At 68.1% G+C, this 13,030-nt stretch carries 13 protein-coding genes; 6 read left to right on the top strand and 7 right to left on the bottom strand.

Annotation, left to right across the window (positions count from 1 at the left end; all coding sequences use genetic code 11):
- Positions 1-133: maleylpyruvate isomerase N-terminal domain-containing protein (locus GORHZ_RS30500; protein WP_006339672.1), on the bottom strand; the 133-nt coding region annotated here is incomplete at its 3' end.
- Between the two features lie 91 nt (positions 134-224).
- Between GORHZ_RS30500 and GORHZ_RS29230 the strand changes: the two genes are divergently transcribed.
- Positions 225-662, top strand: a complete 438-nt coding sequence (locus GORHZ_RS29230; RefSeq protein ID WP_040534020.1) for a MarR family winged helix-turn-helix transcriptional regulator — start codon at positions 225-227, stop codon at positions 660-662.
- On the opposite strand, the gene ligD is transcribed toward GORHZ_RS29230, so the two are convergent.
- Entirely contained in the window at positions 643-1,629 is a 987-nt protein-coding gene (gene ligD / locus GORHZ_RS29235) for a non-homologous end-joining DNA ligase (RefSeq protein ID WP_040534023.1), read from the bottom strand. The genes GORHZ_RS29230 and ligD overlap by 20 nt on opposite strands.
- A 70-nt stretch (positions 1,630-1,699) precedes the next feature.
- On the opposite strand from ligD, the gene GORHZ_RS29240 reads away from it, so the two are divergent.
- From GORHZ_RS29240 to GORHZ_RS29250, 3 genes are read left to right on the top strand one after another with little or no spacing between them, the layout of a single operon-like run.
- A complete protein-coding gene (locus GORHZ_RS29240) occupies positions 1,700-2,488 on the top strand; it encodes an enoyl-CoA hydratase-related protein (RefSeq protein WP_006339678.1) in 789 nt (262 codons plus the stop codon).
- Positions 2,489-2,522: 34 nt separating this feature from the next.
- The gene (locus tag GORHZ_RS29245; RefSeq protein ID WP_006339679.1) at positions 2,523-3,500 is read left to right on the top strand and encodes a class I SAM-dependent methyltransferase; all 978 of its coding nucleotides are present in this window, start codon (positions 2,523-2,525) and stop codon (positions 3,498-3,500) included.
- 30 nt (positions 3,501-3,530) lie between these two features.
- Complete coding sequence (locus GORHZ_RS29250) at positions 3,531-4,745, top strand: THUMP-like domain-containing protein (RefSeq protein ID WP_006339680.1); 1,215 nt, start codon at positions 3,531-3,533, stop codon at positions 4,743-4,745.
- On the opposite strand, the gene GORHZ_RS29255 is transcribed toward GORHZ_RS29250, so the two are convergent.
- Entirely contained in the window at positions 4,662-6,038 is a 1,377-nt protein-coding gene (locus GORHZ_RS29255; RefSeq protein ID WP_245551549.1) for an MFS transporter, read from the bottom strand. The two genes, GORHZ_RS29250 and GORHZ_RS29255, sit on opposite strands and share 84 nt — an antisense overlap.
- Before the next feature lie 53 nt (positions 6,039-6,091).
- Between GORHZ_RS29255 and GORHZ_RS29260 the strand changes: the two genes are divergently transcribed.
- Positions 6,092-7,087, top strand: coding sequence for a GlxA family transcriptional regulator (locus GORHZ_RS29260; RefSeq protein ID WP_006339685.1), 996 nt, complete (start codon positions 6,092-6,094; stop codon positions 7,085-7,087).
- Between the two features lie 137 nt (positions 7,088-7,224).
- On the opposite strand, the gene GORHZ_RS29265 is transcribed toward GORHZ_RS29260, so the two are convergent.
- On the bottom strand, positions 7,225-8,562 hold the full coding sequence (locus tag GORHZ_RS29265) for an outer membrane protein assembly factor BamB family protein (protein ID WP_006339686.1): 1,338 nt from the start codon (positions 8,560-8,562) through the stop codon (positions 7,225-7,227).
- Positions 8,563-8,670: 108 nt separating this feature from the next.
- Between GORHZ_RS29265 and GORHZ_RS29270 the strand changes: the two genes are divergently transcribed.
- Positions 8,671-9,417, top strand: coding sequence for an acyltransferase (locus GORHZ_RS29270; RefSeq protein WP_040534021.1), 747 nt, complete (start codon positions 8,671-8,673; stop codon positions 9,415-9,417).
- Here GORHZ_RS29270 and GORHZ_RS29275 read toward each other — a convergent pair.
- From GORHZ_RS29275 to GORHZ_RS29285, 3 genes are read right to left on the bottom strand one after another with little or no spacing between them, the layout of a single operon-like run.
- Positions 9,405-10,658 carry a glycosyltransferase family 4 protein gene (locus GORHZ_RS29275; protein WP_040534022.1) on the bottom strand — a complete coding sequence of 418 codons (1,254 nt, stop codon included), beginning with the start codon at positions 10,656-10,658 and terminating at the stop codon, positions 9,405-9,407. The two genes, GORHZ_RS29270 and GORHZ_RS29275, sit on opposite strands and share 13 nt — an antisense overlap.
- Complete coding sequence (locus tag GORHZ_RS29280; RefSeq protein WP_006339689.1) at positions 10,655-12,211, bottom strand: 1,4-alpha-glucan branching protein domain-containing protein; 1,557 nt, start codon at positions 12,209-12,211, stop codon at positions 10,655-10,657. The genes GORHZ_RS29275 and GORHZ_RS29280 overlap by 4 nt, the downstream gene beginning before the upstream one ends.
- Positions 12,212-12,229: 18 nt before the next feature.
- Entirely contained in the window at positions 12,230-13,012 is a 783-nt protein-coding gene (locus GORHZ_RS29285) for a class I SAM-dependent methyltransferase (protein ID WP_006339690.1), read from the bottom strand.
- Positions 13,013-13,030 lie beyond the last annotated feature (18 nt).

A 13,030-nucleotide genomic window follows, 5' to 3' on the forward strand; every position in this document is an offset into this window, starting at 1 on the left:
CCGCGACATCGCGTACCGTCCATCCGGCGCACAGCGATGGCGTGCGCAGCTGTGCCTGGTCGAGGAAGTCGATCAGATCGGCGATATCGCGGCGTTGGCCGTCGATGTGTTGCCAGAGAACCGCGGAGTCCATGTCGCCCTCCAGCGCCGATGGTGGTGATGTGATGGTGTTAGTCAGGATTCCTGACCAATTTTAGTCAGGCACTCGTACTAAAGTCAACGACATGTCCGACGACGAACCTCCGATCGCAGTACTGATGTTCATCGCCCACCGTGCAACTGAGCGGCGGGTAATGGACCGCATCGCGGCATGGGGCGCCGACGACGTCACCCTGGCGCAGTCGCGGCTGATCCAGCGGCTGGCCCCGGAGCCGATGCGGCTGACCGATCTCGCCGAGCAGGCCGGGGTGACCAAACAGACCGCCGGTGGACTCGTGGACCAGCTGGAGTCGGCCGGATACCTCGAGCGGATCCCCGATCCGTCGGACGGGCGCGCGCGACTGGTGACGCTGAGCGAGCGGGGCGTCGAACTCTGCGCGGTCGCCGCGAAGGAGGTCGCCACCGTCGAACGAGAATGGCGGGAAAGGCTGGGCGCCAAGCGATTCGGCGAGCTCCGCGGCTCCTTGGAGGCCCTGCGGGAGATCACCGATCCATATCGATGATCTCGTCGCGGGAGTCCGTCGGGAAATCGAGGTCGTCGCGGTCGGCCCAGTCGAGCAACTGGTCGAGTCGATGTGCGACGTCGTCGATGTCGGCGTGCAGGTCGCCGAGGGCGGCGAACCGCACCGGCATGGTCGCGATGGTGAAATCGTCGGGCACGATGTCGTCGATCTCCGACCACGCCACCGGCGCGGACACCGTACCCCGCGGGTTGCCGCGCACCGAGTACGCCGACGCCATCGTGTGGTCGCGGGTGTTCTGGTTGTAGTCGACGAAGACCGCGGCCGGGTCGCGGTCCTTGCGCCACCAGGTGGTGGTGACATCGTCGGGGGCGCGGCGCTGCACCTCGCGCGCGAAGGCCAGGGCGGCGCGCCGCACTTGTGTGAAGCCCCACTCGGGGACGATACGCACGTAGATGTGCAGGCCCCGGCCGCCGGAGGTCTTGGGGAACCCCCGGATGCCGAGCTCGTCGAGCACCTCTTCGACGGTGTGGGCGACGTGCTGGATCCGGGAGAACGGGCAGTCGGGCATCGGATCGAGGTCGATCCGCCATTCGTCGGGGGATTCGGGATCGTCGCGGCGCGAGTTCCACGGATGGAACTCCACGGTCGACATCTGGACCGCCCAGATCACGCTGCCCAACTCGGTGACGCACAACTCGTCGGCGGTGCGACCGAAGCGGGGAAACCACAACTCGACGGTCTCGACCCAGTCAGGTGCCCCGGCCGGAAGGCGTTTCTGATGAACCTTCTTGCCGCTCACGCCTTTCGGGAACCGATGCAACATACAGGGGCGGTCGCGCAGGGCGCGCACGATGCCGTCGCCGACCGACAGGTAGTACTCGGCCAGGTCGCGCTTGGTCTCGCCGCGTTCGGCGAAGTAGACGCGGTCCGGACTCGACAGGCGGATGACGCGTTCACCCACCCGCAGTTCGACCGGGTCACCGGCATCCTCCGCGGACTTGGCCATGGGCCAACTGTAGGTGCTCGGCGCTTCACCCGAGGGGTTGTCGGGGCACACCAGACGGTAGCCTTCGACCATGGCCGAGTTTGTCACCCTCGAAACATCTGCTGATCATCCCGGTGTGGGCACCATCCTGCTCAACAGGCCACCGATGAACGCCCTGAACCGGCAGGTGCAGGCCGAGTTGGCGGCGGCGGCCGACGAGGCCACGGTTCGTGACGACATCAAGGCCGTCGTCCTCTACGGCGGACCGAAGGTGCTCGCCGCGGGCGCCGACATCAAGGAACTCAACGATCTGACCTATGCCGAGATGCGCAAACTCGCCGGTCGTCTGCAGTCCGACCTGGGGTCGATCGCCGGCATCCCGAAGCCGACGGTGGCCGCCGTCACCGGCTACGCCCTCGGCGGCGGGCTCGAGCTGGCGCTGGGTGCCGACCGGCGGATCGTCGGCGACAACGCCAAGCTCGGGGTGCCGGAGGTGTTACTCGGTCTGATCCCCGGCGGTGGTGGCACGCAGCGGCTGGCCCGCCTGGTCGGTCCGGCAAAGGCCAAGGAGATGATCTTCACCGGCCGGTTCGTCGGTGCGCAGGAGGCTCTGGCGATCGGGCTCGTCGACGAGGTCGTGGCCCCCGACGAGGTCTACAACGCCGCGCTTTCCTGGGCCGGGCAGTTCGCGAATGCGGCGAGCGTCGCGCTCGCCGCGGCCAAACAGGCCGTCGACGAGGGGCTCGAGGTGGATCTCGTCACGGGTCTCAAGATCGAGGAGCATGTCTTCGCGGCACTGTTTGCCACCGAGGACCGGTCCATCGGGACGCAGTCGTTCATCGAGAACGGGCCCGGCAAGGCGAAGTTCGTCGGCAAGTGACCGCCGATTCCAGCTTCAGGGAGGAGTCGAATCCATGACGAGGAATGCGACGCCGGACGTCGATCCCCAGCCGAACCCGCACGCCACCGAGGAGCAGGTGAAGGCCGCGCTCGCCGACACCAAACTTGCGCAGGTTCTCTACCACGACTGGGAGGCCGAGAGCTACGACGACAAGTGGTCGATCTCCTACGACGAACGCTGCATCGACTATGCGCGAGGACGTTTCGACGCGGTCGCCGCCGATGAGCCGCTGCCGTACGAACGCGCCATGGAACTGGGCTGCGGTACCGGCTTCTTCCTGCTCAACCTGATGCAGTCGGGGGTCGCGAAGACCGGGTCGGTCACCGACCTCTCGCCGGGTATGGTGAAGGTCGCGCTGCGCAACGCGGAGAATCTCGGGCTCGACGTCGACGGCCGGGTAGCGGATGCGGAGAAGATTCCCTACGACGACAACACCTTCGACCTTGTCGTCGGTCATGCCGTGCTCCATCACATCCCCGATGTCGAGCAGGCTCTGCGCGAGGTGCTACGAGTCCTCCGACCCGGTGGCCGATTCGTGTTCGCCGGGGAGCCGACCACCATCGGTGACTTCTACGCCCGATGGCTCAGCCGCGCCACCTGGGCGGCGACGACCAACATCACCAAATGGGGCCCGCTGCGGGGGTGGCGTCGTCCGCAGACCGAACTCGACGAATCCTCACGTGCTGCTGCACTCGAAGCCGTCGTCGACATCCACACCTTCGATCCGGCCGACCTCGAGCGCATGGCCCGCAAAGCCGGGGCGACACAGGTGAAAGCCGCCACCGAGGAACTCTCCGCGGCGATGCTCGGGTGGCCGGTACGCACCTTCGAGGCGGCGGTCCCGGCGGAGAAGCTGGGATGGGGCTGGGCGATGTTCGCGTTCAACGGCTGGAAGCGGCTGTCCTGGCTGGACGAGAACGTTCTCCGAAAAGTGGTGCCGCCCAGGTTCTTCTACAATGCGATCGTCACCGGCGTTAAACCGGCCGACTGAGCCCGGCAGGCATCGGGGGGGGGCGTCGTCGTGGGATATGCGTTCACACAATCCGATGTCGTGTTCCTGCGGAACCGATACGGCCAGAAGGCGTTGGCGGCCGTCGAATCGAGGGCGCTCGACGCATCCTCGATGGTCGCGGACGTCACCGAGGTCAAGACCAGGTACGCGCCGCGTGACGGGGCGCTCGTCGAAACGGTGCTGTGTCGACGTCGTGGACGGGCGAAACTGCGTGCCGCGCAAGATATGCTGTTCACCCAGGATGCTCTGCAGCAGGCCACCGCATCGGTGGTCGCCGCGCATCGTGCCGCAGAGATCGCGAAGCGTTTCCCGGGTGCCGTCGTCGCCGACGTGACCTGTTCCATCGGCGCGGAAGTGATCGAACTCGCTGCGGAGCAAGGGATCTCGGGTGTCATCGGCAGCGACCTGGATCGGGTACGGCTGTCGATGGCGCAGCACAACGTCGCGGTCACCGGCGGGTCCGCGACCCTCCTCGTCGCCGATGCCCTGACCCCGACGTCGACCGCCGACGTGGTGTTGGCCGATCCCGCCCGCCGTTCTGGATCGGGTCGGGTGTTCCGTCTCGATCAGCTCACCCCACCTCTTCTCGACGTGCTCACCACCTACGCCGGTCGGCCACTGGCGGTGAAATGTGCTCCGGGACTGGATTATCGGATGTTGCGGGATCGCTTCGGTTTCGCCGGGCAGGTCCAGATCACCTCGCTCGACGGTTCGGTACGAGAGGCCTGCCTGTGGACCGAACGCGACGACGAACCCACCCAGCGTGCCACCGTCCTGCGGACCCGGCCGGATGGGTCGGTGCACGTCCTCGAGGTGAGTGACGCCGAGCCCGAAGACATCCCGGTCGGCGAGGTCGGGGAGTGGATCATCGACCCGGACGGCGCGATCGTACGGGCCGGCCTGGTCCGACACCACGGTCATCGACATGGGCTCTGGCAGCTCGACCCCCAGATCGCCTATCTGACGGGTGACTCGGTCCCGGAGGGGGAACGCGGGTTCCGGGTGCTCGAGGTGACCGGCGTCGCGGAGCGCGAACTACGCAAACGCCTCGCCGCGCTCGACTGCGGCTCTCTGGAGATCCTCGTCCGCGGTCTCGACGTCGACCCCGACCGGCTGCGGAAACGCTTGAAGCCGAAGGGTTCACGCTCCCTGGCGCTCATCCTCACCCGAGTGGGCCGCAAGGGCGTCGGCTTCCTCTGTGAACCCGGCGTACGCAGGCCGTAGCGGTTCCGGGCCGCCGGCCGGTTCGGGGACGGGTTCTTCGACGATGACAGCTCTCGGGCGGATCGCCGCGCACAGGATCGCGGCGAGAACGCACAGCGCTGCGGCCACGTGAAAGGCGTTGTCGTAGCTGCCCTGTGCGTCGCGGATGTAACCGGCGCCGAACGCGGCGATCGCCGCCCCGAGCTGATGGGACGCGAAGACCCAGCCGAAGACGACGGGCGTGGCGACACCGAAGTACATGCGGCAGATGGCGATCGTGGGCGGAACGGTCGCCACCCAGTCCAGTCCGTAGAAGATGATGAACACCCAGGTGTTCGGACCCGCATCGGGTGCGAGCAGCATCGGTAGCAGTAGCAGGGAGAGCCCGCGGCCGAGGTAGTAGACCACCAGCAGCAGCCGCGGGTCGACCCGGTCGGTCAACCAGCCCGAGAAGATGGTGCCGGCGACGTCGAAGATGCCGATGGTCGCCAGCAGCGATGCGGCGAGCGTCGTCGGCATGCCGTGATCGTGTGCGGCGGGGATGAAGTGGGTGCCGATGAGGCCGTTGGTGGTCATCCCGCAGATCGCGAAGCTGCCGGCGAGCAGCCAGAAGGCGGGCACCCGGGCCCCGGTGAGCAGACCGCCCGCCGCCGCGCCGAAGGTGCCGGTTGGTACCGGTTCCTCGGCCGATCCGGGGGCCGCGCCGTAGGGGAGGGTCCCGACATCGCGTGGATGGTCACGGATGCCGAGCAGCACGAGTGGGATGACGGCCAGTGCCGAGATCGTCACCAGGACCGACGCCCAGCGCCAGCCGTGGGCCTGAGTCACCGCGGCCACGACCGGGAGGAAGATCAGCTGTCCGGTCGCGCTCGCGGCGGTCAGGATGCCGGTGACCAGGCCGCGTCGCGCGACGAACCACCGGGTGGAGACGGTGGCGACGAAACCCATGGAGATCGAGCCGGTGCCGAGCCCGACCAGCACACCCCAGAGAATCAACAACTGCCAGCTCGCGGTCATGAACACACTGAGTCCGGTGCCGGCGGCGATGAGCGCCAGCGCGCCGGTCAGGATCGGCCGGATGCCGAACCGGTCCATCAGCGCCGCGGCGAACGGTGCGGTCACACCGAAGAGCACCATGTTGATCGACATGGCGGCGCCGATAGTCGCGTGTGACCACCCGAACTCCATGTTCAGCGGGTTCATCATCACGCTCGGTACGGCGCGGAAACCGGCCGCACCGATGATCGCGACGAAGCTCGCCGCGGCGACCAGCCAGGCCCAGTGGGGTCGCCGGAGCGTCATGGTTCGTGTCATGACCACCATCATCGGAGACACCATGAGACCAAACCAGTGGCATAATCGACAATATGCATGAAGATCATGCCAACCCGGTCCATCTGGTCGTGGTGCTGTGGCTGCCGCCCGTGGTGGGATTCGACTCGATGATCCCGCCGTTGCTGTTCGGGGCTGCCACCACCGAGGACGGTGCACCGCTCTACGAGGTCAGGACATGCACGCTGGCTCCGGGTCCGGTTCCGAGCACCTCCGATTTCGAACTCGTCGCGTCCGCGGGCCCGGAGATCCTCGCGCGGGCGGACACCATCGTCGTTCCGGGAACCCGGTTCGGTCCGGCCCGCCGCGAGGGGGTCATCCCGGATGACCTCGCGCATGCGCTGTCGACGGTGCGGCCCGGAACCCGGATGGTGTCGATATGCACTGGTGCGTTCGTCCTGGCGGCCGCGGGTCTGTTCGACGGCCGTCGGGCCACCACACACTGGAAATACGCCGATGATTTCCGGCGACTCTTCCCGCGGGTCGAACTCGACGAGACGGTGCTCTTCGTCGACGACGGCGACGTCCTCAGCTCCGCGGGTCTAGCAGCGGGAATGGACCTGTGCCTGCACATCATTCGCCACGACCACGGGACCGTCGTGGCCAACCGGGTCGCCCGCCACTGCGTCGTGCCGCCGTGGCGCGAGGGCGGCCAGGCGCAGTTCATTGAACGCCAGGTCCCCGATGTCGACCGGAACAGCACCGCGGCCACGCGTGAATGGGCGCTCGCGAATCTCACCGAACCGCTGTCGGTGGCGCAGCTCGCCGACCACGCGCGGATGAGCTCGCGCACCTTCAGCCGGCGTTTCCGCGCAGAGACCGGGCAATCGCCGGGAGTGTGGGTACGCGACCGGCGGGTTGACCGCGCACGGGAGCTTCTCGAGTCCGGCGGCCTCTCGGTCGACGAGGTCGCGGACCGGGCCGGGCTCGGCACGCCGGACAATCTCCGGCACCACCTTCGTCGGGGCCTGGGCATGTCACCGTCGGCTTATCGGAAGACGTTCGCGGGCGCATCGGCGTCGCCCCCGTGAGAGATCACCCTGACGCCGCGATGGGCTGGTGCGCCGCCGCTCCCGCTCACCGACGCCGCTCCCGCTCACCCATTCGGGTCCGATCAGGTGAGCGGGACCAAAATATGTGAGCGGGAGCCGGACTCGTGAGCGGGAGCCTAGCGGCTGTCGATCGCGGCCTTGCTGTCGAAGAAGTAGACCTCCCCGATGTTCGTCGCGGTGGCGATCTGCCCCTGCGGCGACACCGCGACGCCGGTGGCGAAGCCGACCGACTCCGGCAGTGACAGCGACCGTTTCGTCGCACCGTCGTCGGTGGACACCTCGGTCAGCGACAGCGAGTCCTTGCCCTTGTCGCGTACCACGGTCCACGCGCTGTGGTCGTTGGTCAGGGTGGACAGGCTGACGACGGCGAGGTCCTTACGCTGCCAGAGGAGTTCGGCGTGGTCGCCGGCGTCGCGCAGCAACGTCAGCGGGGCACCGATGACGCCGGTGGGGATGATCAGCCCATCGGGCGACACCGACATCGTCGCGAAGCCGTAACCACCGTTGTCATAGCTCCAGCGGGTCTCGCCGCTCGCGGCGTCCAGCGCGACGATCCGGCCGAGCCGGCTGAACGTGTAGACGGTCTTTCCGTCCGCCGACAGGGTGGGCGGTCCGACGACCCCACCGGGGATGTCGGCGTGCCAGATCTCCCGGATCGTGCGCGTGCCGTTCTCCTCGGCATAGGACATCGCGCGGATCTGGGAGGCGATCGCGCCCTGCGGCCAGAAGTTGAGGAAGAAACGCTGCTGGTCGGCATCGACCGCGGCGGGTGCGGGGATCGCGCAGCGCGGCCCGTTCGTGATGCAGTCGCCGAAGCCGTAGGTGGGGTCGTCGGGATTGGCGTCGGCGCGCAGTCGGACCTCGGGGGCGAGGAAGTCACTGTTCTGGGTGTTCAGGAGCAGGATCTGTCCCTGGGTGGTGGTGACCAGGACCTGGCTCGGCCCGGCGAACTTCGCCGAGAGCGGCACTCCGAGCACCGGCATCCGCCAGCGGATCCCGCCACCGGCATTCCAAGCCAGGAAGGTGGTCTCCTCACCGATGTAGGGCTGGTCGTACTGGTCGACCAGTGGTGTGTTGACCTCGATCCCCGCGCGCATCCGCTTGCAGAAGTTCTTCCGCCCGTTGCGTGGGTCGAGGATCAGCCAGTTGCAGCCGTTCTCGGTGGTCGCGGTGACCCCGACGTTCGACTGGTTGGAGATGCTCAGAGGTGCGGTCACCGGTCCGCCGGTGGGGCGGGTCCAGCTCAGCTCGAGGTCGTCGGGAACCGACGGGTAGGCGAAGTTGGAGTTCGCGGCGTTGCCGCCGAAGCTCGACCATCCCGGACTCGCGACCGACCGGACGTCGATGTGGCCGTCCGAGCAGGCCGACACCACGACGGCGAACACGGTCACCAGGATCGCGGCAAGTGTGGTCGGTACACGTCGGGACACCTCACGTCTACCCGCTGCAGCCATCCTTCTCCTGTCCGGTTCGCGATCTGTCCCGTCGGTGTGCCCGTCGGTCGACGTGCCGGTCTCAGAGCCTATCGTGCCGTGATTTCGGGTCGATTAGGGTTTGTCGTCATGACGACGATGTGGAACGCCTCGTACCGCTCCCGGTGGCGGGCGGGTCGTCGGCGGGACCCGGCGCAGGTCCGGTTCCTCACCCTCGAGTCGCTGCGATGGGTGCGGCGCAACCGTGCCTACACGCCCTGGTACCTGGTCCGCTACTACCGGCTTGCCCGCTTCCGTCTGGCCAATCCGCACATCGTGTTGCGCGGCATGGTCTTCCTGGGCCGCAACGTGGAGATCCATGCGACGCCGGAGATGGCGCGGATGGAGATCGGCCGTTGGGTGCACATCGGCGACGGCAACTCGATCCGATGCCACGAGGGCAGCCTCAAGATCGGCGACAAGACGGTCTTCGGCTGCAACAACGTGATCAACTCCTACCTCGACCTCGAGATCGGTGGATCGGTCCTGATCGCCGATTGGTGCTACATCGTCGACTTCGATCACCGGATGGACGACATCACGCTGCCGATCAAGGATCAGGGCATCGTCAAGGGTCCGGTGCGGATCGGCCCGGACACCTGGGTCGCGGCCAAGGTGTCCGTCCTGCGCAACACGATCGTCGGGCGGGGCTGCGTCCTGGGTTCACACGCGGTGGTCAAGGGTGAGATCCCGGATTATTCGATCGCGGTCGGCGCGCCGGCACGCGTGGTACGCAACCGCAAGGACGCGTGGGCCGCGAACGCGGCGGAGCGCGCCGAACTCGAACGTGCGCTCGCCGACATCGAACGCAAGAAGGCTCCGGGTCAGGCCGGCTGACCCGGATCACGCTCGGGTAGTGGTCGCTGCGGGATGTCCGGGCGGCCCATGGGATGACGAACGCGACGCTTCGCGGCCAGGTAGACGCCGGCGGTCCGCTGCGCCACCTCGGTCCAGGAGAACTCCTCGGTGAGTCGTTCCCGTGCCCGCCGGGCCCGCCCGGCCGCCGACGACGGGTCGTCGAGCGTGGCCCGCACGGCCGCCGCGAGACCCGCGACGTCACCGGGTTCGAAGGTGAGCCCGGAGTCCGGATCGGTCACCGCCTCGCCCAGGCCGCCGACGGTGGACGCCACCAGCGGTGCGCCGGTCGCGGCGGCCTCGAGCGCGACGATCCCGAACGGTTCGTAGCGGCTGGGCAACACGATCGCGGCGCAGCGGTGCATCAGCGCGACGAGCTCGTCGTGGTCGACGGCTCCGAGGAAGCGTACGGCCCGGCTCACCCGGTGGCGCCTGGTCTCCTCGCGCAACCAATCCAGCTGCGTTCCCGTGCCGGCGACGGTGAGGGTCGTGCCGGGGTGGGTGCGTCGGATGCGGGGGAGCGCGGCCAGCAGATCCTGCAGGCCCTTCTCGTATTCCAGCCGCCCGGCGAACAACAGTTCGGCGGGGCCGAACTGAGGTTGCCGAGGGGCGAACGGCCAGTTCACCATGTCGATCCCGTTGTGGATGACCGAGACGTCGCAGAGGTCGGGTCCGAACAGCCGGGTGACCTCGTCGCGCATGGAGGCCGAACAGGCGATGAGCGAATCCGATTCGTTCGCCAGCCACCACTCCACGGAGTGGACCTGTCGGTTGACGCGGCCGCTGACCCATCCGCTGTGCCGTCCGGCCTCGGTCGCGTGGATGGTGGAGACCAGCGGGACGTCGAAGAACTCGGCCAGCGCGATCGCCGGGTGCGCGACGAGCCAGTCGTGGGCGTGCACGACCTCCGGCGAATCTCCTTCACCGGCAAGCAGTTTCAGCCCGGCGCGGATGAAGGAGTGGCCCATCGCCAGGGTCCAGGGCATCATGTCGGCGGCGAACTCGAACGCCGGCGGGTCCTCGGCGACCGCGAGGATGCGCACGCCGTCGACGCGCGTGTCGGTGGTCGGGTGGGTGAGCGCGTCGGTGCCGGTCGGCCGCCGGGTCAACACCGTGACGTCGTGGCCCGCGGCGGCGAGTTCGGTGGCCAGATGGTGCACGTGGCGGCCGAGTCCGCCGACGACGACGGGCGGATACTCCCAGGAGAGCATCAGGACCCTCATCCACCCACCCCCGTGGTCGTGCGTCGGTGCGGCCCGGGCAGGCGTCGCGCGTCGAGCCCGGCGAACAGGTTGTCGGCGCGCGACCAGTTGTCCGCGAGCGTGGCCGCGCGCTCACCGCGGCCACGCAGCGACGCATCGCAGATCTCCCGTGCCGCATGTGCATGTTTGTGCGCCCGCTCCACAGCGTAGTTCGCCGCGGTGTCCTTGGAGACCATGAACGGCCAGTCCGACGCCGCGGTCAGCAGCGTCTCCCGGAGGATCTGATCGGCAACCCGATTTCGGCCCGGGGCCGAGGCCAGCAGCTTGTCGATCGTGGCCAGCGCGGTCTCGGTGACCTCTGCGTTCAGTCGGACCAGGTGCTCGACCAGCGGACCGTTCCACACCCGCCAGTCCTTGCCCGAGCCCCACGACGACGCCGGCAGGTCGACCGCGTCGCCGACGAACCCGTCGCGTCTTGCCGACGCCAGGGTGCTGATCCGTATCCCCGCGTCGGGCAGGCGACGCAGCACACGTTCGAGCCAGACCGGCCCCTCGTGCCACCAATGTCCGAACAACTCGGTGTCGAAGGCGGCGACGACGAGAGCGGGCCGTCCCTGACGTGCGGATTCGGCGAGGAGGCGGCGCCGTACGTGCGCGACGAAATCCTCGACGTGGCGATCGATCACCGCGTCGGCCCGGTGCGGGTCATAGGGTTTCTTGCCCGCCGACGGGACGCGGCGTCCGGTGACGCGGACGGGTTTGAGACCGGTGACGTGGTCGTAGGTGTGGAAGTCGCGGTAGGCGGCGTGCCCGGGATAACCCGACTTCGGCGACCACACCCGGTAGCTGACCACCAGATCCCGGCCGAAGGCGACGACGTCGGTGTCACCGACCGTGCGCCCCAGCGCCGTATCCCCGTGCAGGGTGGGGCCGTCGACCATGAAATGGCTGACGCCGGCACGGGCGTACTCGGCCTCCATCCCGGGGGCGAAGGCGCACTCGGGGGCCCAGATCCCGGTCGGATCGATACCCCATCGGGTGTGGGCGTCGACGAGTCCCTCGCCCAGCGAGAACTCTCGGAGGCGAGGGGCGAGCAGGGGAGCGAAGGGATGGGCGAGCGGACCGCCGAGGATCTCGACGACCCCGGACGCGGCGAGCATGCGGATCTGTGGGCTCCCGCCGTGCCGCCAATGCGTCTCGAAATCGGCGAGGGCCGCGGTTGCCGCGCGGTGTTCGCGATGGCCCAGCTCGCGGCGGACCGGGTCGCGGTCGGCCGCCGCCTCGACGGCGCGCAGTCGCCAGTCGGCGAGCCATTCGTACATCGACGAGGTGCAGTGCGGATCGTCGAGCTGAGCGGCGAGCACCGGCGTGATACCCAGCGACAGCTGGTCTGCGAGGCCGTCGTCCGCCAGCCGGCGCAGCATCGCGAACAGGGGCAGGTAGGCGCCGGCCCACGACTGATAGAGCCATTCCTCGCCGACGGGCCATCGGCCGTGGTTGGCCAGCCACGGCAGGTGCGAATGCAGGACGAGGGTGAACTGTCCGGGTACGTCGGATCGAGCTGAGCGGGTCACGGTGGTGCGGTCGCCCCGTCAGGATCGCGTGGCGATCGCGAGCAGATCGAGGCTGGCATCGATCGGGGCATCGTCACCCGCCGCGCGGATCACGAAGTCATCGGTGGTGATCGCCGCGACGTCGGCGGCCAGATCATCCGGCCATGCCTCTCCCCGCAGCGCCCGATCGATCTGCGCGTGGATGATCGAACCACCCCACTTGTCGTCGAGTCGCGCCAGGCGAGGCCCGTGATGGACGCCGAGCATTGTCGACACCGCGAAACCACCGACGACGAGCAGATCCGTCAGCTCGGTCGCGGTGAGTTCGCGGGTGTGGAACGGATTGAGCGGGCTGTCGCGCCCGGGCGAGAAGGTGATGCGGTTCGGTGTCGAGATGAGCAGTTCACCACCGGGACGCAGCACGCGGCGACATTCGTCGATGAATCGGCCCTGATCCCACAGATGTTCGATCACCTGGAAGTTCACCACGACGTCGACCGAGCCGTCGGCCAGCGGCAAATCGATGAGATTGCCGCGATGCACGACGAGATCAGGGTAGGTTCGGCGGGTATGTGCCACGGCGCTCTCGTCGTAGTCGACACAGGTCACCGATCGTGCGACGGCCCTCAGCATGGCGGCGCCGTAGCCCTCGCCCGAACCCGCCTCGAGCAGGTGGCGTCCGGCGCAGCGATCCAGGACGTATTCGTAGGCCACCTCGTGGCGCCGGAACCAGTAGTTTTCCTCGGGAATCCCCGGGACGGTCCGCTCACCGGTCAACGCGAGCCCGGGCTCGGTGGCGACAGTCTCCTGTGGCTCGGTCATCCGAATGACACTAGATGA

It is taken from the genome of Gordonia rhizosphera NBRC 16068 (assembly GCF_000298195.1).
GTDB classification, from domain to species: Bacteria; Actinomycetota; Actinomycetes; order Mycobacteriales; family Mycobacteriaceae; genus Gordonia; species Gordonia rhizosphera.

What these genes read in the sequence shown, in the direction of transcription:
- GORHZ_RS29240 (WP_006339678.1), top strand. Translation starts at nt 1,700, where the DNA reads ATGGCCGAGTTTGTCACCCTCGAAACATCTGCTGATCATCCCGGTGTG.
- GORHZ_RS29265 (WP_006339686.1), bottom strand. Translation starts at nt 8,562, where the DNA reads ATGGCTGCAGCGGGTAGACGTGAGGTGTCCCGACGTGTACCGACCACA.
- GORHZ_RS29245 (WP_006339679.1), top strand. Translation starts at nt 2,523, where the DNA reads ATGACGAGGAATGCGACGCCGGACGTCGATCCCCAGCCGAACCCGCAC.
- GORHZ_RS29275 (WP_040534022.1), bottom strand. Translation starts at nt 10,658, where the DNA reads ATGAGGGTCCTGATGCTCTCCTGGGAGTATCCGCCCGTCGTCGTCGGC.
- ligD (WP_040534023.1), bottom strand. Translation starts at nt 1,629, where the DNA reads ATGGCCAAGTCCGCGGAGGATGCCGGTGACCCGGTCGAACTGCGGGTG.
- GORHZ_RS29230 (WP_040534020.1), top strand. Translation starts at nt 225, where the DNA reads ATGTCCGACGACGAACCTCCGATCGCAGTACTGATGTTCATCGCCCAC.
- GORHZ_RS29255 (WP_245551549.1), bottom strand. Translation starts at nt 6,038, where the DNA reads ATGACACGAACCATGACGCTCCGGCGACCCCACTGGGCCTGGCTGGTC.
- GORHZ_RS29260 (WP_006339685.1), top strand. Translation starts at nt 6,092, where the DNA reads ATGCATGAAGATCATGCCAACCCGGTCCATCTGGTCGTGGTGCTGTGG.
- GORHZ_RS29270 (WP_040534021.1), top strand. Translation starts at nt 8,671, where the DNA reads ATGACGACGATGTGGAACGCCTCGTACCGCTCCCGGTGGCGGGCGGGT.
- GORHZ_RS29285 (WP_006339690.1), bottom strand. Translation starts at nt 13,012, where the DNA reads ATGACCGAGCCACAGGAGACTGTCGCCACCGAGCCCGGGCTCGCGTTG.